At 70.7% G+C, this 18,800-nt stretch carries 15 protein-coding genes; 2 read left to right on the forward strand and 13 right to left on the reverse strand.

Features of this window, described 5'->3' with window-relative positions; genetic code table 11:
- Nucleotides 1–192: 192 nt before the first annotated feature.
- The 9 genes from ACIBUY_RS39190 to ACIBUY_RS39230 form a co-directional block, all read right to left on the reverse strand.
- Nucleotides 193–1,785 (reverse strand): acyl-CoA carboxylase subunit beta, encoded by a 1,593-nt coding sequence (locus ACIBUY_RS39190; RefSeq protein ID WP_399155208.1) that lies wholly within the window; start codon nt 1,783–1,785, stop codon nt 193–195.
- Nucleotides 1,786–1,827: 42 nt separating this feature from the next.
- Entirely contained in the window at nt 1,828–2,040 is a 213-nt protein-coding gene (locus ACIBUY_RS39195; protein WP_365573405.1) for an acyl-CoA carboxylase epsilon subunit, read from the reverse strand.
- Nucleotides 2,041–3,615: 1,575 nt separating this feature from the next.
- A complete protein-coding gene (locus ACIBUY_RS39200; protein ID WP_365573400.1) occupies nt 3,616–5,643 on the reverse strand; it encodes a condensation domain-containing protein in 2,028 nt (675 codons plus the stop codon).
- Complete coding sequence (locus ACIBUY_RS39205; protein WP_399155209.1) at nt 5,640–6,422, reverse strand: 4'-phosphopantetheinyl transferase superfamily protein; 783 nt, start codon at nt 6,420–6,422, stop codon at nt 5,640–5,642. Before ACIBUY_RS39205 ends, ACIBUY_RS39200 begins: the two co-directional genes overlap by 4 nt.
- Before the next feature lie 26 nt (nt 6,423–6,448).
- Complete coding sequence (locus ACIBUY_RS39210; protein WP_399155210.1) at nt 6,449–7,792, reverse strand: hypothetical protein; 1,344 nt, start codon at nt 7,790–7,792, stop codon at nt 6,449–6,451.
- A 44-nt stretch (nt 7,793–7,836) separates the two neighbouring features.
- On the reverse strand, nt 7,837–8,832 hold the full coding sequence (locus tag ACIBUY_RS39215) for an SRPBCC family protein (RefSeq protein WP_365573391.1): 996 nt from the start codon (nt 8,830–8,832) through the stop codon (nt 7,837–7,839).
- Nucleotides 8,833–8,856: 24 nt separating this feature from the next.
- Nucleotides 8,857–9,714 (reverse strand): AfsR/SARP family transcriptional regulator, encoded by an 858-nt coding sequence (locus ACIBUY_RS39220; protein WP_365573388.1) that lies wholly within the window; start codon nt 9,712–9,714, stop codon nt 8,857–8,859.
- Between the two features lie 190 nt (nt 9,715–9,904).
- Nucleotides 9,905–10,531: a ScbR family autoregulator-binding transcription factor gene (locus ACIBUY_RS39225; protein WP_365573385.1), complete on the reverse strand. Its 627-nt coding sequence runs from the start codon at nt 10,529–10,531 to the stop codon at nt 9,905–9,907.
- 315 nt (nt 10,532–10,846) lie between these two features.
- Entirely contained in the window at nt 10,847–11,530 is a 684-nt protein-coding gene (locus tag ACIBUY_RS39230) for a ScbR family autoregulator-binding transcription factor (protein ID WP_366078559.1), read from the reverse strand.
- A gap of 156 nt (nt 11,531–11,686) precedes the next feature.
- Here ACIBUY_RS39230 and ACIBUY_RS39235 point away from each other — a divergent pair, with 156 nt between their 5' ends.
- The gene (locus ACIBUY_RS39235) at nt 11,687–12,646 is read left to right on the forward strand and encodes an NAD(P)-dependent oxidoreductase (RefSeq protein WP_365573379.1); all 960 of its coding nucleotides are present in this window, start codon (nt 11,687–11,689) and stop codon (nt 12,644–12,646) included.
- Here the strand turns inward: ACIBUY_RS39235 and ACIBUY_RS39240 are convergent.
- Entirely contained in the window at nt 12,604–13,845 is a 1,242-nt protein-coding gene (locus tag ACIBUY_RS39240; RefSeq protein ID WP_399155211.1) for a cytochrome P450, read from the reverse strand. The genes ACIBUY_RS39235 and ACIBUY_RS39240 overlap by 43 nt on opposite strands.
- A 342-nt stretch (nt 13,846–14,187) precedes the next feature.
- On the opposite strand from ACIBUY_RS39240, the gene ACIBUY_RS39245 reads away from it, so the two are divergent.
- A complete protein-coding gene (locus ACIBUY_RS39245) occupies nt 14,188–15,174 on the forward strand; it encodes a ScbA/BarX family gamma-butyrolactone biosynthesis protein (protein ID WP_399155212.1) in 987 nt (328 codons plus the stop codon).
- 248 nt (nt 15,175–15,422) lie between these two features.
- Here the strand turns inward: ACIBUY_RS39245 and ACIBUY_RS39250 are convergent, their stop codons facing one another.
- Genes ACIBUY_RS39250 through ACIBUY_RS39260 form a run of 3 tightly spaced genes read right to left on the reverse strand, consistent with a single transcriptional unit; the run spans nt 15,423 to nt 18,327 of the window.
- Complete coding sequence (locus tag ACIBUY_RS39250) at nt 15,423–15,806, reverse strand: DUF6009 family protein (RefSeq protein ID WP_365573370.1); 384 nt, start codon at nt 15,804–15,806, stop codon at nt 15,423–15,425.
- Nucleotides 15,803–17,326: a phage/plasmid primase, P4 family gene (locus ACIBUY_RS39255; protein WP_399155213.1), complete on the reverse strand. Its 1,524-nt coding sequence runs from the start codon at nt 17,324–17,326 to the stop codon at nt 15,803–15,805. The genes ACIBUY_RS39250 and ACIBUY_RS39255 overlap by 4 nt, the downstream gene beginning before the upstream one ends.
- Entirely contained in the window at nt 17,323–18,327 is a 1,005-nt protein-coding gene (locus ACIBUY_RS39260) for a bifunctional DNA primase/polymerase (protein ID WP_399155246.1), read from the reverse strand. The genes ACIBUY_RS39255 and ACIBUY_RS39260 overlap by 4 nt, the downstream gene beginning before the upstream one ends.
- Nucleotides 18,328–18,800 lie beyond the last annotated feature (473 nt).

Here is an 18,800-nt window from a genome sequence, read left to right on the forward strand (position 1 = left end):
GCTCTTGCCGTATCAAGCTTCTCGAGTAAAAAACAGCACGAGCGGTTTGTCAACAGCCCTCCAGTGCGGCACTACCTACTCCTGAGCGGCTCCCGACGCGGAAAAGGCGAACAAATCGGTCGCTATGACCGATCCGTTCGCCTCAACTGCGCCTAGAAAGCAACCAAGCAGGCTGTTTTCTTGACCCTTTCCTTACTGCGGGGGATTGCCGTGCTTACGGGACGGCAGGTCGGCGTGCTTGGTGCGGAGCATCGCCAGCGACTTGATGAGCACCTCGCGGGTGGCGGCGGGGTCGATGACGTCGTCGACGAGGCCGCGCTCGGCCGCATAGTAGGGGTGCATGAGCTCGGCCTTGTACTCCTTGACCATGCGCACCCGCATGGCCTCCGGGTCCTCGGCCTCGGCGATCTGCCGGCGGAAGATCACGTTGGCCGCGCCCTCGGCGCCCATCACGGCGATCTCGTTGGTCGGCCAGGCGAAGGTGAGGTCGGCGCCGATGGACTGACTGTCCATCACGATGTACGCGCCGCCGTACGCCTTGCGCAGGATGAGCGAGATGCGCGGCACGGTGGCGTTGCAGTACGCGTACAGCAGCTTCGCGCCGTGCCGGATGATCCCGCCGTGCTCCTGGGCGACACCCGGCAGGAAGCCCGGGACGTCGAGGAGGGTGAGGATCGGGATGTTGAAGGCGTCGCACATCTGCACGAAGCGCGCGGCCTTTTCGCTCGCCTCGATGTCCAACACCCCGGCCAGGGTCTGGGGTTGGTTGGCGACGATGCCGACGACCTGGCCGTCGAGACGGGCCAGGGCGCAGATGATGTTGCGGGCCCAGCGCTCGTGGACCTCGAGGTAGTCGCCGCCGTCGACGAGCTCCTCGATGACCTTGGCCATGTCGTACGGGCGCGAGCCGTCCAGCGGCACCAGGTCCAGGAGCGCGTCGCTGCGCCGGTCCGGCTGGTCGTCGGGCTCGACGCGGGGCGGGTTCTCGCGGTTGTTCTGCGGGAGCAGCGACAGCAGGTAGCGGACCTCGTGGATGCAGGTCTCCTCGTCGTCGTACGCGAAGTGCGCGACGCCACTGGTCTGCGCGTGCACGTCGGCGCCGCCGAGGCCGTTCTGGGTGATCTCCTCGCCGGTGACCGTCTTCACGACGTCCGGGCCGGTGATGAACATCTGCGAGGTCTCACGCACCATGAAGACGAAGTCCGTCAGGGCGGGCGAGTACGCCGCGCCACCCGCGCACGGGCCCAGCATCACGCTGATCTGCGGGATCACCCCGCTGGCCTTGGTGTTGCGCTGGAAGATGCCGCCGTAGCCCGCGAGCGCGCTGACGCCCTCCTGAATACGGGCACCGGCGCCGTCGTTGAGGGAGACCAGCGGCGCACCGGCCGCGATGGCCATGTCCATGATCTTGTGGATCTTCGTGGCATGGGCCTCACCCAGCGCACCACCGAAGATCCGGAAGTCGTGCGCGTAGACGAAGACGGTCCGCCCCTCGACCGTGCCCCACCCGGTGATGACACCGTCGGTGTACGGCTTCTTCGCCTCGAGCCCGAAACCCACCGCGCGGTGCCGGCGCAGCTGCTCGACCTCGTTGAACGAGCCCGGGTCCAGGAGCAGTTCGATGCGCTCGCGCGCCGTCAGCTTGCCCTTGGCGTGCTGCGCCTGCGTCGCCCTCTCGCTCGGCCCGGCCAGTGCCTCCGCACGGATCGCGTCCAGCTCGGCGACGCGGCCGCGGATGTCGCCCGCCGCCGGCTCGGCAAGCACGGGGGAAGTTATCGCAGTCATGTCAGTCCAATCCCCTTCCTGGGACGGGGAACCGAGCCCCCGTCACTTCCAGCTGCCGGGCGCCTGGTACGCCTCGGGCCCTCGCCACCGCCGCTTGTGCGCACCGGCCTGTTCCTCGAGCTCCTGCTCGGACTGCGCACGCAGCCCGAGCAGCACCACGAGAAGGGCCGCCAGCTCCTCCGCGCTGGCCGTGCCGCGCTCGACGCGTATGACGTCGCGCGGTGCGAGGGGTTCGACGATGCCCGTGTCCGTCATGGGGCCTCCTCCGGCTTCCCGGCCACGGTCGTTCAGCCCGGTGGAGAAGCACTCTCACCTTGCTCGAACCTGGGTTGCGACCCGCCGCATGGCTGATTCAGGGTGCGGATCATGGCCGATTCGCGGGGCGGACGACGGCCGGATCCGTGGTCCGGCCGTGGCCCAACTCGCGCCCAACTCGCGCCCACCTCGCGCCCAACTCGCTTGCTACTCGCGTGCGATGCGTGGTCCGACTCGTGTCGGACGGGTGGTCCGACGCGTGTGGTCCGACTTGCGCGGCCCGGGTCCTGGTCCGGGTCTTGGTCCGGGTCTTGGTCCGGGTCTTGGTCCGGGTCTTGGTCCGGGTCTTGGTCCGGGTCTTGGTCCGGGTCTTGGTCCGGGTCCGGGTCCTGGTCCTGGCCCGAGTCCTGGCCCGAGTCCTGGTCCTGGCCCGGGTCCTGGCCCGGGTCCTGGCCCGGGTCCTGGCCCGAGTCCGGGTCTTGGTCCGGGTCTTGGTCCGGGTCTTGGTCCGGGTCCGGGTCCGGGTCCGGGTCCGAGTCTTGGTCCGGGTCCTGGTCCGGGTCCTGGCCCGGGTCCTGGCCCGGGTCCTGGCCCGGGTCCTGCTCCGAGTCTTGGTCCGGGTCCTGGCCCGAGTCCTGGCCCGAGTCCTGGCCCGAGTCCTGGCCCGAGTCCTGGCCCGAGTCCTGGCCCGAGTCCTGGCCCGAGTCCTGGCCCGAGTCCTGGCCCGAGTCCTGGTCCCGAATGTGGTCCAGCGCACGGCCGACACACGACCCGGGACGTGGCCCGGCTCACCGCCCAGCTCACGACCGAGTACGTGCCCGGAAAGCCGCCCAGCGCGCGGCCGATTCATGGCCCGAGTCGTGACCCGGTTCGTGCTCGATGCCGGTCCGGGACCACGGCCCAGCGCAATACCGGTACGCAGCCCACCGCGCGGCCGATTCATGGCCCAGGACCACGGCCCAGCCCAATACCGGTACGCAGCCCAGCACGCGCCCGGTGCATGGCCCAGGACCACGGCCCAGCCCAATACCGGTACGCAGCCCAGCACGCGCCCGGTGCATGGCCCGGGACCACGGCCCAGCCCAATACCGGTACGCAGCCCACCGCGCGGCCGATTCATGGCCCGAGTCATGACCCGGTTCGTGCTCGACGCCGGTCCGGGACCACGGCCCAGCCCAATACCGACACGTAGTCCAACTCACGGCCCACCGCGCAGCCGATGCACGGCCCAGGACCACAACCCGGCACGCAACCCGGCCCCCGGCCCGGTTCATGCTCGATGCTGGGCCCGAGTCCGGGACCCGCGGCCGATGCACAGCCCGACTCACGACCCAGCACGCAGCCGATGCACGGCCCAGGACCACGACCAGCACGAGCCCGGCCCCTGGACCGGCTCGCGATCGATGCCGAGGCCGGAGCCGAGGCCGGAGCCGATGCCGAGGCCGGGGTCGACCCCGGGTCCGGGACCGCGGCCCGGCCCACAACCCGCCCCGCCGTCCCCCTCGCAGCCGCCCAGGTCCCGCCCCGTCCCACCACCCGGCCCACGAGCCGCCCCATGACCCAGCCCCGGCAACCTCAGACGCTCCCCGCCAACACCGACCTCAGCCCCGCGGCCAACGCACTCGCACCCGCGTCCGCGCTCCCCGTGCCCGTCATCACGACCACGACGTCGTGGCCGAGTGCGGCGGTCGCGGCGATTTCGTACGCCGTCAGCGCGCCGGGACCGCTGCCGCACAGCAACAGCCGCGCGCCGCCCAGCACTTCGACGAGTTCGGGCGGCAGCGTGCGCCGGGGGCCCCGGCAGCGCCATTCCACGACGTGCTCGGGGCCGTTGTGCCGGCCGGCGAAGCGTTCGTAGGCGCGCGGCACCACGCCCGAGTCCGCGACCAGGCAGATGACGTCCGCGCCGGGCTCCCCGGGGCGCAGCGTGGTCAGTTCCGGCGGGCTCGCCCCGGGCGGCCGGGACGCGACGCTGGGCACGTCCGCGCCGTCCAGGACCTCGAGGATCTGGGCGACCGTGGTGTTCGGGTCGGGGAAGTCCGCCAGGCCGCACAGCATCCGTACGACGTGCGCGAGCGTGCGCGCCGCGTGCATGTCGCGGAGCACCGCACGGTCGTACAGGGCGGTAAGACCGAGGCTCCCGTCGGGCTCGTGCCGCGCGACGAGCGTGACCGCATGACTCGTGCCACCACCGGCGAGGATCGGCGGGTCGACGCGGACGCCCTGCGCGGCGAGTTCCCCGCGCAGCGCCCTGGGCTGCTCGGGGACGCTGTCGAAGACGAGCGCGGTGTCGACGCTGTGCTCGGGCGAGGCGCTGCCGGACCACCGCAGGAGCTCGTCGTCGACCCAGGGGTAGGCCGCCATGTCCAGTACGGCGTTGCGCAGTTGGAGCGCCAGGGCCCGTACGGGCGCCTCCGGGTCGACCGTGACGGTCAGCGGCATCACGCACCCCAGCAGCCCCGGCGCGTCGGCCGCCCCGGGCAGCGCGATGTCCCGCCCCGCCAGATGCACCCCGAACCCGACCCGCCCCGGCCCGCTCACACCGGTCGCCCGGTACAGCAGCAGGGCCCACACGAGGTGCAGTGCGCTGCTCTCGCCGATGCCCCAGTCCGCGGCCCAGGCCCGCAGACGGACGGTCTGCGCCCGACGCAGCCGGCGCCGCACCCGGGCACTGCCCTGCTGCCCGGTGTCCTTCCCGGGCCTGCCGGGGCTGAGCCCGGTGCCCGGCGGCGGCACCGCACCGGCCCAGAACGCCCGCGCGGCCCCGGTCGGCCGCGCGGCCAGCCAGCGCGCGTGGTCGCGTACGTCGGGCCTGCGCTCGCCACCGGGCAGCACCCCGCCCGACAGGTAGGCGCGGTAGAAGGCGCGCAGCAACAGGTGCACGGACCGCTCGTCGAGCAGCGCCCGGTGATAGGTCAGCAGGATCCGCGTGGACCGCCGGGCCCCCTCCTCGCCGGGCAGGGGCTCGTCGAGCAGCGTGAGGCGCAGCAGGGCGGGCCGGTGCAGGTCGAAGCCGCGGTCCCGGTCCTGCTCGAGCAGTTCGCCCCAGGACTGCTTGAGCGCGGAGTGACGGGTCACGTCGACCGTGGCGTGCGGGTGCACCACCAGTCGGGGAACGGCGACCCAGTCGGGGCTGGTGCGCAGGACGGACTCGCGCTCGACGACCGACTGCCAGGCGGCGACGAAGCGCAGCAGGTCCAGGTGGCCCGCCCAGCGCCACACCACTTGTTCGACGTGGCGGCCGGGATCGTCCTGCTCGCGCACGGCCGCGCGCACGGCGGCCCGCTGCGCCCCGAGGACGGGCACCGGTTCACCGCCGGGCGGCACGAGCAGCACCTCGGCGAGCAGTTCGGGCACCGGGTCGTGGGACGGGCCCGAGGTGTCGTGCGGGACGAGGGAGAGGGTGTGGTGGTCGGCGGCGTGCCGTTCGAGCTGCACGCCGAACGCCCGGTGCCGGATCGCGGCCCGCGCCGCCACCCGCTCTGCCTCGGACGCCGTCAACGGCCCGCACAGATCGAGCACATGGCTCTCGCCCCGCCGCACGGCGCCGGGCAGGGACACCACGCACAGCAGGTCGTCCTCGAAGGACCGGGGGCTGGTCATGACCCGCTCCAGGCGCCGCCGTCCGGCGGGACCGCCCCGGCTGCCACATCGCTGCGATGGGCCTCGCTCACCAGGTACCGGTCCTGGACGCGATGCGTACGGAACTCCCAGGCCCCGGCGTCCGCGACCGCTCCGGACAGCGCGGGCGCACCGGTCCCGTCGCGCTCGAAGCCGATCTGGCTGAAGCGGCGCCGCAGCCCGTAGCCGAGCGCCTTGGTGTACGCCTCCTTGAGCGTCCACAGGCGCAGCAGCCGGGACCGGCGCTCGGAGACGGGGAGGGCGGACAGCTCCGCCGACTCCTCCGGCGTGCACACGTGGCCGCTCATCAGGTCGAACGAGATGTCGCGGTCGGCCAGTTCGGCGTCCACCCCGACCGGGCCGGTGCAGCTCACCCCGACCACCAGGAGTTCGTCGGTGTGCGCGAGGCTCAGCGAGAGGCTGTCGTGGCCGCGCACCCCGGGCCGCCCGCCGGGCTGGTAGACGAGGTCGATCTCGTCGACGCCGACCTCGAGGGCCGCGGCGGCGGTGTACTTCATGACGTAGCGCGAGGCGGCGAAGCCGAGGCGCTGCTCGGCGTTGGGGTACTGGCGGTAGCGCGGCCAGTCGCGGTCGAGCAGCCGGGGCAGCGCGGGGTCGAGCAGCGCGGTGGGCGCCCAGGCACCCCACGTCGTGTGCACCACGGCCCACCCCGTCGCACGGAATCGGTTCTGCACCTCGGCCCACGGACCGTCCGGGCAGGCCACGTACAGCGGCTCCGTCATCTCCAGCGACTCCGTCATGTCCGCCCCCATCGCGTGCCGCCCGCTCACCACGGCATCCGGGTGGCGTGCAGATCGCAGTCGATGTTCTGCCACTCCCGGGCCTCCAGCTCCGCCGCGACGTCCGTGCGCGGATCCTGGACCGGACCCGCCGAGGTGACGCCGAGCCGCTGAGTGGTCCGGGACAGCGCGAGCAGCGCCCACGCCGGCCGGGCCAGGAAGCCGCTGCCGCCGGGCGCCGCCGCACCCCGGTGCACGCCGAGTACCGCGCAGGCCAGCACGATCTGCGCGTACCGGTCGACCAGCGCGGGCCCCGCCGCGAGCCCGGTGCGGGCCGCGCCCCTGCCGGGCCGGCCGAGCAGCCGGTACTCGGTGAGCAGCCGCCTGGCCACTCTGGCCAGATCGTGGGCCGGCTCCGAGGTGCTGCCCTCGCCGACCCTGGCCGCCGTGTCGGCGAGCACGCCGAGCAGAGCGCCCGCGCAGTCGACGGACACGGCCGCGTCATGCTCCTCGGCCTCGCCGAACAGGGCCTCGCTCGCCACGCCACCGCCGCCACCGGCCGCCGCGCTCACGGCACTTGCTTCGGCGAACGCGGGCACGTGGCTCGTCAACTCGGTCCTGCACGTCGTCGCGGTCCCCGCCGCCTCCCGTACGTAGGCCATGTCGCCCACCGCCTTCGCGCACAGCTGCATCTCGTGATCGCCGACGCCGTGCCCGCACTCGGACAGGGTGAGGGTGACCTCGTCCAGCACCTCGGCGAGCAGCCCCGGTACGACGTAGCCCGCGGCGGCCCGCACCAGCCGGCCCGTGTCGGGCGGCAGGCTCAGGGTGCGCAGCGCGACCGTCAACAGGCTCTCGCAGGCGAGCAGATCGGCGAAGGCGCCCGCGAGGGAAAGCCGCCAGCGCGCCCCGTTCTCCTCGCCCCACACCACGGCCCGCACCGCACAGCGCAGCGCCGTGCCGACCGCCGCGCTCAGCGCCACGGGGGCGAGCAGCCGGGCCAGGTCCACGGCCTGCGGCAGCACCGGGGCGTCGGCCCCGTCCGAGGAGAACAGGATCGCGGTGGCGACGGCGTGGCCGAGCGCCGGATCGCGGCGCAGCAGGGGCCGCAGCCCCGGCGCCGACAGATAGGCGCTGGCGAAGTGGCCGCCCTTGGACCGCGGCAGGAACTCGGCCGCGATCCGCTCGCGCAGCGCCACGGGCCCCGGGGTCCCGGGGCCGGCCAGGGCCTCGTATCCACGGTGGTTGGCGGGGTCGCGCGGGTCGCCGAGCAGTTCCTCCAGCTGCCACGCGCGCGCGACGACGTCGGCGGGCAGCCGGGTCCCGGCCGCCCCGGCCGTCGGGACCGCACCCCCCTGGCGCAGGATCGAGCCCTGCCCGGTCCGATCCATCGGGCCGTTCCTCCCGGTCGTCACCGCCGTCACGGCAGGCCGAGTCATCCGACGCGGCGGAGTGCGCTCTCCGCGTGCCACTTGGCCAGGCCGAGTACCTCGCGGCTCGCCTGCCCCAGGCCGGCCCGCACCTCGTGGCGCGCGTCGGCGAGGGTGGCGCCGGCCCCGAGGACCGGATCGACGGCCGCTTCCTTCAGCATCACGGCGTGCGAACAGACCACGGTCGTCCCCGTCGGGGCGGGCAGTACGGACCACTCGGTGGTGTGTCCGGCGAGCAGCCAGGACAGATCGGGCCGGTCGGTCGCCTCGCCGAGGCCCGGCCCGATGAGGTCCTTGTGGACGACGCGCCCCGCGGACGGGAAGCACAGCCGCACGGCCCGCGAGACGGCCGCCGAGCCGCCGTCCCAGTCGCAGCTGCCGAGGCGGGCGACCTGCACGCCCGGGATGTCCTCCTCGACCTCGGCCCAGTCCATGTGCGGGACCAGGTCGGGCCAGTCCTGGATGCGGTGGAAGAAGTCGTAGACGAGTTCGTGCGGCCCCGACACACGGATGCTGTCCTCGAACGCGACCAGCAGTTGATCGAGCGCCGTCCAGCGCTCGGCCACGGCCTTGACCTCGTCGAGCCTGGTCCTGACCTCGGCGTCCAGGGCGCTGTCGTCCGTCTCGGGCGACGCCCCGAACAGCGGGAGCGGATCGTGCTCCCTGCTCAGGCTCAGTACGCAGCGGTCGCCGTCCGGCGTCACCCGCCACAGTCCGCTGGTCGTGGCGCCCGGAGTGACCGGGTCGAGCCGCTCGGTCTCGATGGTCCTGGTGCGCGGGCGCAGCCGGCGCCGCACGCGCAGCGGCCGTACCCGGCCCTGCGCCAGATCCCACAGGTGGAGCCGTTCCTCGGTGCCGTCATGGTCCATGCGCTCGACATGGACGTACGAGGGAAAGAGCACCGGCCAGCGGACCGCGTCGGCGAGCAGGCCGTACACGACACCTGCCGGGGCCGCTACGCCTACCGCGTGCTCAGCCGCGTGCACCCGCTGTGACGACATGAACGGTCCCCTCTCCGACCCCGGTCAAGGATGCGGGGCCCCCCTGGAGTCCGGCTTGAGGCCGACCCGGGGGTCCGACCTGTGCGCGCGGGGCCGCGGGACGACGCCGGTGCCCGCGCGCAGGATGGACTGCTGCAGCTGGGCCAGGTCCGCGGAGGGTTCGATGCCGAGGGTGCGCACCAGGGTGTCCCTCAACTGCCGGTAGGCATCGAGGGCTTCGCTGCGCCGCCCCGACCTGTGCAGCGCCACCATGTACTGGCCGCACAGGCTCTCGTGCTGCGGGTACCGGCTGACCAGGACGGACAGCTCGGCGAGCAGTTCACGGTGCCGGCCGAGCCGCAGGTCGACGTCGACCCGCCGGTCCAGGGCGCACAGCCGGTGCTCCTCGAGCTTCTTGATCTCCTGCCCGAGGTGCACGCCGGGCGAGACCTCCGGCAGCGGCGGCCCGGTCCACAGCGCCAGGGCCTCGCTCAGCAGCTTCCCGGCCGCCTGGTGGTCCTCGGCGTCCATCGCCCGGTGCCCCATGCCGATCAGCCGCTTGAACTCGGGCACCGTGTGCACACCGCCCTCGGTCTTCAGCAGATAGCCACCGGGCAGGGTGAGCAGCACGTCCTTGGCGGTCCTGCGCGGGGTGTCGGGAGGGTCGAGGCGCAGGGCGGCGGTGATCAGTTCGCGCAGTTGCAGGATGTACGTCTGCAGGGTCGGCCGGGAGCTGCACGGGGGGTGCTGTCCCCACAGCTCCTCGACGAGCATCTCGGCGGGCACGAACCGGTCGGCGTGCAGGACCAGGAGGGCGAGCACCTGGCGCGGCTTGGGTGCGGTCGGCGTGATGGAGATCCCGTTCACCCGCACGGCAAGCCTGCCGAATATGTCGCTGTCCATACCGTCTCCCGCCGGTGGCGAAGCTCGTATCAGTTCTCCGTACCACCAGCAAAAAACAGCGCGTGCGGTTTGTCAACGGAAACCGCGGACGGACAATCGTTGGCCGACTGCCGCGACGCAGCAAAAGAACCAGGTCAGAGCCCTCCATGATCAAGCTTGGCCAACTCATTAACAAACCATACGCGCGGTTTTACTTACTGCTCCCCTGCGCCCCGGTGGCCACCGGCGCCAGCACCCGGTGGGGCGACGCCGCGAGATGGGGCACGAGGAAGGACCACAGCGGCTCGACCCGCCCGGCCGAGAGCCAGGACCGGTCCACCGCACCGAGCAGCCCGAAGCCCACGGTGGAGGACACGAGCACCGTCGTGGCCGCGTCCACCGAGACGCTCCGATCGAGTTCGCCCGCGCGCTGGGCCTCGACGACGAGCGCGCTCACCCGGCGGTGCCACCAGTCAAGGAGTTCGGTTCCGGCCTTGCGGGACGGATCGGCGCTCAGCCGGAACCCGGCACGGACCACGGGGTCGTCCGCGAGGGCGTGGAGCAGGCCGGAGCAGACGTCGAGGAGCGACTGCAACGGCGTACCGTCGGACCGAAATCTTTCGGCCAACCGCGCGGCCGTCGCGGCGGCCGCGGTCTCCACCTCGCCGGCGAGCACGTCCTTGCTCGCGAAGTGGAAGTGCAGGGCGCCGGTACTCACACCCGCCCGCCTGCTGATCGACGGCAACGAGGCGAGTGCGTATCCGTCTTCGGCGAAAACATCCGCCGCTGCGCGGATCAGGGCCTCGCGCGTGCGCGCCGCCCGGACCTGCTTGACCATCAAGACCGCCCCTCAAAAGACCGCACGCGCGGTTTATTTAAGACTTCGCATTCGTCCCATCGCGCTTCGGCCGAAAGGCGGAGGGGACGAGAGAGCTTCGGTTCGCCCAAGAGAGACGAGGAGTGCACCTTTTCCAGGATACACATAAACCGCATAGGCGGTTTGTTCTATGGGGAGAGTTCCACACGCGGACGCACCAACGACAGACCAGGACCAGCCGGGTTCGGGAACGTCGGAGAAATGCCGACGAGGACGGCGGAAGCCCACGGCAGCAGCGGCCACCCGCGATGACGCCCGAACGCTTCTGGTCAGGCGTCAGACGGCCGAGGCTGCAGCCTCGGCTCTCTCCGCTTCCTCCGCGGCCAGACGCTGGCCCGCCTCGGCCACCTCGGCCGCCCTCTGCGGCCTGCAGTCCAGCGTGTTCAGGACCGCGGGCACGGCGATGCTCGGCAGCAGATGCAGGAAGAGCGACGAGATCCGGTACTCCAGATCAGCCCGACCCGACAGCATGTGCGAATAGACCTGGGCGCCGGTCCAGGCTGCGGAGAAGACCCAGGCGGATTCGGCCGGGTCGACATGAGGAAGCAGCTCTCCCTGCTCGGCGGCCTCGCGGAGCACGTCCTCCACGACCTTGAGCCAGATGGTGGTGTTCCCGGTGCCGAAGATCTCCGTCATCTGCATTTCGAGAGCGAGTCTGGCCGACGCACTCGCGAGGGGGTCGTGTCGCATGCGGTGGGCCAGGGCGAGTGCCATGTCCACGAGTTCCTGCAGCTTGACCGCCTGGGGCACCACCCCCGCGCCCCGGAACTGCTCGTCGAGGACACCCTGAGCCAGCGCCTGTTTGGACGGGAAGTGAAAGTAGAGCGCGCCCTTGGTCACGCCGGCACGGTTCAGGACTTCACCGATCGTGGCGGCCTGGTAGCCGTTCTCGTCGAAAACCTCGGCCGCCGCCTCCAAGATCGCGCGCCGGGTGCGCACCGCACGCTCCTGTCGCACCACGAACCCTCCAGAGATCGTTCCTGTCTGTCGCAAAATGTTCTGCGACTTCTAGAACCAAACCAGGTAGTCCGTATATTCACAAGCCCGGCCGACGATCCACCACAGGGCGTATAGCTCATTCCTACGTGTCCACCACACCGTCCGGAGGGGTGCCCCATGTCACGTCGCCTACTGGTCACCGGCGCAAGCGGCTTCATCGGCCACCATGTCGTCTCCGCTGCCCTCAGGAAAGCGGAGTTCCCAATTCGGCTGATTCACCACCGTCGCCCACCGAATCTCACCGCTCCTGCACAGGTCGACATCGTCCACGCCGACCTGACGCGTTCCGACTCCTTGTCCGGTGTGTGCAGGGACGTCGACGCAGTGGTGCACTGCGCCTCCCTCATCAGAGGCGACGCGGAGGCTCTGGATCGAGCCAACGCCCGTGGGACCGAGGCGTTGGTGGCGGACGCCCGGCGCCACGGTGTCCGCCGGATCGTCTATGTGAGTACCGCCGCCGTCTACGGCCGTGGCCCCCACCGCCGTAGCGACGTCTCCGCCCTGGCGCTGCGACCGGCCTCCGCCACCAGTCGCAGTCGGGCCGCCGCCGAGGCGCACGTACTGGCGGCAGGTGGCACGGTGCTGCGGCCCCATCTGGTCTACGGCACGGGCGACCGTTGGGTGGTTCCCGGGCTCGTCGCACTCCTGCGGCACCTTCAGGCACCGGTGCTGTGCTCGTCGATGCACTCCGCCGTCGACGCCCGCACGCTGGCGGACGTCGCGGTCGAGGCAGCCCTGTCCGAGCAGGACACGGCCGGCGCCCATCACGTCAACCACCCGGTCCCCCTGTCCGGTTCGGCCCTCGTCTCCCTCGCCCAGGAGCTTCTTCACATGCGCGGGGCCCGTTCCCTGACCTACGACGAGGCGAGGGAACGGGCCACCGGTTCGCCTGTCGCTCAGCACCACCTCGACATGCTGTCGAGCGATCACTGGTTCCTCAGCGACTCGATCTGGGACCTACTGTCCTTGGACCCGGGACAGGAGCCGTCCCGGAACCTTCCGCAATTCCTGCCCTGGTACCGGAAGTTGACGGATCAGGACGGAGACCTCTCGAGCAGCACCGGCAGTTCGCGGTAGCTGTGGGAGATGAACGACTCCAACGGGCGCAGAGCGTCCTGGCTCACCGCGAGGGACATGTCGGGGAACCGGGTGAACAGTGCCTCGAGGCCCACCTCCACCTCGAGCCGCGCCAGCGGCGCCCCCATGCAGCGGTGCGGGCCGTGGCCGAAAGCGAGATGATCACCGCGACTCGCCCGAGTGACGTCGAACCGATCGGCGTCGGGCCCGTGCCCCTTGGAATCCCGTCCGGCCGCCACCAGTGAGATGACCACGGGGTCGCCCTGCCCGATGACGACGTCGTTGACGGACACGTCCTCGATCGCGTAGCGCAGCAGCACGTTCGCGCCCGGCGCCATCAGCCTCAGCGACTCGTCGAGGGCGTCCCCCCAACTCGCCTTGCCGTTGCGGATCAACTCGAGTTGGTCGGGGTGGGACAACAACAGGGCTGCCGTGTTGCACAAGGCATTGACCGTGGTCTCGTACCCCGCAGTGAGGAGCAGAACGAGACTGTCGGTCAGCTCCTTGTCGCTCAGCCTCGTACCGCTCTCGTCATCGGCTGCGGCCAGGAGCGCGCTGGTCAGGTCCTCGTCCGGCGTACGGCGCTTGTGGGCGATCAGCTCGTCCATGAGCTCGTACAGGGCCTGCTGGTTGAGCTGGGCCTCCTCTAGCGACAGGGCCGTGGAGAACATCTTGTCGGCGATCTCCCACAGGTCCTTGAGGAAGGGCTCCGGTACGCCGAACAGCTCGACCACCACTTCACTGGGCAGCGGTGCGGCGAACCGGCTGCGCAGATCCTGCGGCACGCCGGGCGCCTGTGCCGCGAGGTCCTCGATCAGGGCGGCCACGATCTGCCCGATCCGCGGACGCAGCAGGGAGACCCGGCGTGCGGTGAACGCCGAAGTCATCAGCCTGCGCAGGCGTCGGTGCTCGTCACCGTAGGCGGTGAACATGTTCTGCACGGAGACCCAGATGGCCAGCGGCCAGGTCTGGGCTATCTCACCGTTGATCCACGCGGGCCAGTGCCGGTAGGCGTCCTTGGAGATCCGCGGGTCGGTGAGCAGCTGTTTGATCACCGCCGGCTCCGTCGCTGCCCAGGCCCGCACGCCTCCCGGCAACTCCACCGGGGTGACCGGTCCGCGCAGCCGGAGGGCGTCGGCCTCCGCCCCGACGTCGGTTCCGGACGGATCGATCGCGTACGGACACTGTGCTGCGGACATCACTGTCTCCCAGGTGGGGGTGGGCCAGTAGGACCTTTACGCGCACGAACAAAACCGCAAAGCCGGTTTATTATTACCAGAGACGAGCGCCTTCCGTGAAGCCCCTCCCTTCCCACCCGCTGATCAAGACCGAGCTCGCGCACCGCTCCGTAATCCTCGGGAGCGGAATGCTAACTGCCGTTTCTCCGGAGATCGCTGACGAAATCGAGCAACACCGGCATCACGGTGCACGACTAGATCCAACAGAAGAAGGGGCTTGAAAAGAAAACCGGTAGGTTCGTATCTTACGATATCTGCACGGTCTTTCCCCGGTTCCATTTCGCCGACGAAACGGAGACAAAGGTGACCCTTCTGACGTTCCCAGAGGAAGACCGCTCCACGCAGGCACAGGTGGTCAAACGCCCTGTTGTGCCACATATAGCCGATATGCCGCGGCTCACCACGACGGTGCCGCGCGAGTACGTCCACCGCTGGAGCCTGGCGGAGGTCTTCCTCAGCGGCTGCGAGCGGCTGGACGAGACCCGCTTCACGCTCTCCGGCCAGTGGCCTCGCGCCCACACCTTCTTCACCAGCACCGATGGCACCCAGCACGATCACATGCAGGCGGTGGAGACCATTCGGCAGGTCGGGCTCTACCTGGCTCACGCGGAGTTCGGCGTACCCCTCGGCCACCACTTTCTGCTGTGGGACATGGAGGCCACGACCTACACGGAGCAGCTGGTCATCGGCCCGACTCCCAGCGAGCTGACCGTGACCGGCGAGTGCACCGACATCAAGTGGAAAGGAGAACGCCTCTCAGGGTTCACCCTGCAGGTCGTCATGGAGCGCGACGGGATTCCCTGCGCCGTCGGCCGCAGCAGCTTCACCTGCATAGCTCCCGCGACCTACCAGCGCGTGCGTGGCTCGATGTCAAAAGTCCGACATACGCGCCGACTCCATCCCGTCGGGTCCGAGGCGCCGTCGGCGCTCGGCAGGGTGCTCCCCTTCGACGTGGTGCTCGCACCCACCGAGCAGCCCGGACGCTGGCTGGTCGACCCTGACCCCCGGCACCCGATCCTGTTCGACCACGACGCCGACCATCTCCCGGGCATGGTCCTGATGGAAGCCGCACGTCAGGCCGCCTGCGCGCTCGCCCAACCGCTCCGGCTCACGCCGTCCCACCTGCGCGCGGAGTTCCTGCGGTACGCCGAGTTCGACGCTCCGTGCTGGATCGAGGCGTCGCTCGAACCCACCGCGGAGCCGGGCACCGCGGGCGTTCAAGTGGTCGGCCGGCAGAACGATCAGGACGTCTTCACCGCACGGATCTCCGGCCCGCTCGACGGCTGCTAGAAATTCACTCAAGAGTCGGGCGTAATTGATCAGTGCGGACGGTCGTCCTGCATTGCCACAGAGGTGTGGGATTTCTCGGCGCTTTGCCGACACAATACTTTTTCTTTTCCTTACTCATCCCTTTCCTGGCGTTGCCTTTACGTTGGGGATGAGCGAAGCCGGACCATCGCTACCAAGGGGCGGAAACCAACTTCCGTCAAGAAGAAACCGACTGGCCAGTCGGTGACGGGGGTGAGCCGTTCTACGGCTCAAGCGGAATGAGTGGCAGGGCGCCGCGGGACGCCCTCGGACCGCTCGGTCTTGCGTCCCTTGCTCCCGGGCTCCAGCGTCCGCGGGTCCACCGCCTCCGCCGGAGCCCCGGTGGTGTACAGCCCATCCGGAACGGCGTCCCGGTCGTGCGGGAGCAGCCAGAAGACGCGGCGCCGGAAGGTGCCGGAGGAGCGGGAGGGCTTGGCGCCGGGGCCGAGGACCGCGTAGCCGACCATGCGGCCGTCGCGGTGGTAGACGGGTTTGCCGCGGCGGGTGGGCAGCCGGTCCAGGCTCTGGCGTACGTAGTCCAGGCCGTCGATGTCCTCGAGCCAGACCAGGTCGGCCTCGTGGGCGATCTCGTCCTCGGCGATGAGGGCACTCATGCTGTCTCCTCGTCGGCGGCCAACCCGATGCCCGGATAGTACTTGCGCTGATTGGACAGGATCATCTCCTTCGGAGACTCCAGTCCCACCGCCTCGCGGACCCGCGCCGCGAACGACCGGGACGAGACAGCCGGAGCACCGTCATTGTGACACCAGGACCTGTACGCCGCGTAGAGTCCGGCCTGTTCGGCTCTCAGGCCCGGGTCGAGGCGGCAGGACTCGGCCAGAAACCGCCCCACGTGGTCCTCGGTCTCCGCGTAGGCCGTGGTGGCGATGCGCACCCGCTCGGGGCCCAGCAGGTTCTTCTCCCCCGCCAGATAGCGACGGGCCCCGCTGACAAGCCAGTTGAGGATGCCCGGGCCCTCCTCGCTGACGAGGATGTCCGCCAGGTTGTCGACCTTGCGCTGGTCGGAGACGACCCGCTCGAACGGGATCAGCCGCATCCGGCGCCAGAACGCGAAGCCACCGGTGCCGACTTCGGGCCTGTGGTTGCCCAACAGCCAGAGTTTGTGGGTGGGTTGGAAGCTGAAGAAGTCCTGCCGCATGCGCCGCGCCTTGATCCGGTCGCCGCCCGTCAGGTGCTTGATCCGTGCCTCGTCGAACCGGTCCCCCGGCTTCACCTCGCTGCACACGATGACCCGGCGGCCGTGCAATTCGGCGAGATCTGTCGGGTGGCCCTCGTAGGGGCGGGCCATCAGGAAGCCGGGCGGGGCGGCGTCCGCGTAGTCGCCGACGAGTCGCATCACCACGTCGAGCAGCACCGACTTGCCGTTCTTGCCGGAGCCGAACAGGAACGGCAGCACCTGCGCACCGACGTCACCGGTGATGGAGTACCCGAGCAGCAGATGCAGGAAGCCGATCATCTCCCGGCCGTCGGGGCCCTCGCCGAAGGTGTCCGAGAGGAACCGGTCCCAGCGCGGCGTGCACATCGCCTCGGGGGCGACCGTCGTGGAACGGGAGTGGAAGTCCTTGTCCGGGGCGGGCGCGTGGATCAGCCCGGTGCGCAGGTCGACGATGCCGCCGGGCGTGCACAGGGCGTAGGGATCGGCGTCCAGCAGTGCCGCGTTGAGCACCATGCCGGGGGCCGTCCTGGCCTGGGCGAGCATCGCGTTGATGCCGCTGGTGCTCAGGGCGCGGCGCCGGTGCTGCTGCAGCGCGCTCTCGCTGTGGACGCCGCGCGGGTCCCTGCTGGCGATGGCCTCGGCCAGGTCACCGGCGGCCCACAGCACGGTGTCGTCCTCGTCGATCTGCCACCGGGTGCCGTCCCACCGGCACCAGCCGAGACCGGGCACGTGCCGGTAGTCCTGGGCGTAGAGCTTGGCGAACAGCTTGGCGTTGCCCCGGTCGGACAGCGAGTCGGGCAGCAGCCCGTCGGCGCTCGCCTCTCCCCCGTCCTGCCGGGCACCCTCGCTGCGGTCCAACTGCCGTGGCAGGGCGGTGGTTTGCACGGGTCGGGCGAGGATCTGCGCGGCTACGGCCTCGGCGTCGAAGTCGAACAGGGTCCGGTCGTCGGCGGTCATCCGCGGCTCCCCGTGCCCGGGGACAGGGGTCGCTGCAGCCCCGCGCGCAGACCGCCGCGGATGATGGCGGCACAGCGCCGCTGCTGCCCGGGGCGGGCGCTCGCGGCGGCCGCCGCGAGGATCGCGTGCGCCTCGTCGGCGTCGAGCAGCCCGGCCGCGACGAGACCGCCCGCGGTGTACGCGGCGCGGTTGAGCTTCTCGGAGAACCCTGCTCCCTCCGCGACGACGGCGCAGGCGTCCACCTCGGCCAGCACGGTGGCCAGCGCGGCCAGCGCGGGGCGGCACCCGCCGCCGGCCGCGACGACGGCCTGACGAGCCCGCGGCGGGGCCTGGGGGGAGGCGGGAGCGCAGGCCTGGGGCAGGTGTCCGGTGCGCTGGAGCTCACGGGTGAGCCAGGTGGGCAGCGGAGCGGGTTCCCTGACCGTGCCCACGGGTTCGTACGCGCCCGCCTCGGTGACCGTGCCCGGGGCGACGATGTACCCGCCGTGCGCGCGTACGTCGACCTGCCAGGCCAGTGCGCGGCCGCCGCCCGATCCGGTCGAGCACTGCCACCGGTGCCCACTGTGCATCCGGTACCACACGTGAAGGCCTCCAGAGGGCGTGCGCACGCGCAGCGTGGTCGCGTCGTGCGCGGGGCTGGCCGCGCCGCGCAGGGCGGCCAGCACACCGAGGGTGTGGAATCCGTTGCTCAGCCCGGCGAGGTCGACGCTCTCGGAGATGCCTATCCCGGGCAACAGCCGGTCCCGTGACGGGAGTTCACGGGCGTGCGCGTCGATGTCGACGACCAGCAGGCCCGCCGCACCGCACGCGACGCCCACGCCGAAGCCTGGATTGGCGCCCCACCACTGCTCGATCCTGGCGAAGTCGAGCGTGGCCGCGTGGAACCCGTGGCACCACCGGCCCGCGACCGCGCACGGACATTCCCGGTAGCCGTGCCCCGAACCCCGGCAGGCGGCGCAGTTGCCCGCGGGCGTCTTGCGCCCAGGGGCCAGCGGATGCACCGGCCAGCCCCGGGCGGCGCACCACCGCGCGATCGCGAGACCTCGCGGAAGAGAAGCGTCCTGCGGTGAGTAGCTGGGTGAGTAGCTGGGTGAATTGTGCAGCTCAGAGACCATCAGCACCCCCCGTCAGCGACCGAAGCGACTGAGCGACGAAGACAGCGTAGCGAAGCCTGTGAGGCCTCAGAGCTTCATGGGAAAACAAAGATTCGATCGGCCACGGCGCACCAGCGACCGACGCCCAACTGGGCAGCTACCGAAGGGATTTCGGTAGCTGCCCAAGTAGCTTCACGAAGCTGCAGGTCACAGAGTTGTGGATCATCAAAAAGCGACTGAAGCGACTCAAGGTCTCTATCTATGAAGCCAATACGCGCACGCACACACACGCGCCAATGTCTTCATATACCTGGACCTTGAGTCGCTTCAGTCGCTGTTCTCTTGAAGAACCCTGTCTGACCTGGCACTTCGCCGAGCGA

The sequence above is a fragment of the Streptomyces sp. NPDC050085 genome, from assembly GCF_044460595.1.
Classification (GTDB): Bacteria; Actinomycetota; Actinomycetes; order Streptomycetales; family Streptomycetaceae; genus Streptomyces.

Coding starts and splice junctions, on each gene's coding strand:
- ACIBUY_RS39190 (WP_399155208.1), bottom strand. CDS start 1,785: ATGACTGCGATAACTTCCCCCGTGCTTGCCGAGCCGGCGGCGGGCGAC.
- ACIBUY_RS39195 (WP_365573405.1), bottom strand. CDS start 2,040: ATGACGGACACGGGCATCGTCGAACCCCTCGCACCGCGCGACGTCATA.
- ACIBUY_RS39200 (WP_365573400.1), bottom strand. CDS start 5,643: ATGACCAGCCCCCGGTCCTTCGAGGACGACCTGCTGTGCGTGGTGTCC.
- ACIBUY_RS39205 (WP_399155209.1), bottom strand. CDS start 6,422: ATGACGGAGTCGCTGGAGATGACGGAGCCGCTGTACGTGGCCTGCCCG.
- ACIBUY_RS39210 (WP_399155210.1), bottom strand. CDS start 7,792: ATGGATCGGACCGGGCAGGGCTCGATCCTGCGCCAGGGGGGTGCGGTC.
- ACIBUY_RS39215 (WP_365573391.1), bottom strand. CDS start 8,832: ATGTCGTCACAGCGGGTGCACGCGGCTGAGCACGCGGTAGGCGTAGCG.
- ACIBUY_RS39220 (WP_365573388.1), bottom strand. CDS start 9,714: ATGGACAGCGACATATTCGGCAGGCTTGCCGTGCGGGTGAACGGGATC.
- ACIBUY_RS39225 (WP_365573385.1), bottom strand. CDS start 10,531: ATGGTCAAGCAGGTCCGGGCGGCGCGCACGCGCGAGGCCCTGATCCGC.
- ACIBUY_RS39235 (WP_365573379.1), top strand. CDS start 11,687: ATGTCACGTCGCCTACTGGTCACCGGCGCAAGCGGCTTCATCGGCCAC.
- ACIBUY_RS39240 (WP_399155211.1), bottom strand. CDS start 13,845: ATGTCCGCAGCACAGTGTCCGTACGCGATCGATCCGTCCGGAACCGAC.
- ACIBUY_RS39250 (WP_365573370.1), bottom strand. CDS start 15,806: ATGAGTGCCCTCATCGCCGAGGACGAGATCGCCCACGAGGCCGACCTG.
- ACIBUY_RS39255 (WP_399155213.1), bottom strand. CDS start 17,326: ATGACCGCCGACGACCGGACCCTGTTCGACTTCGACGCCGAGGCCGTA.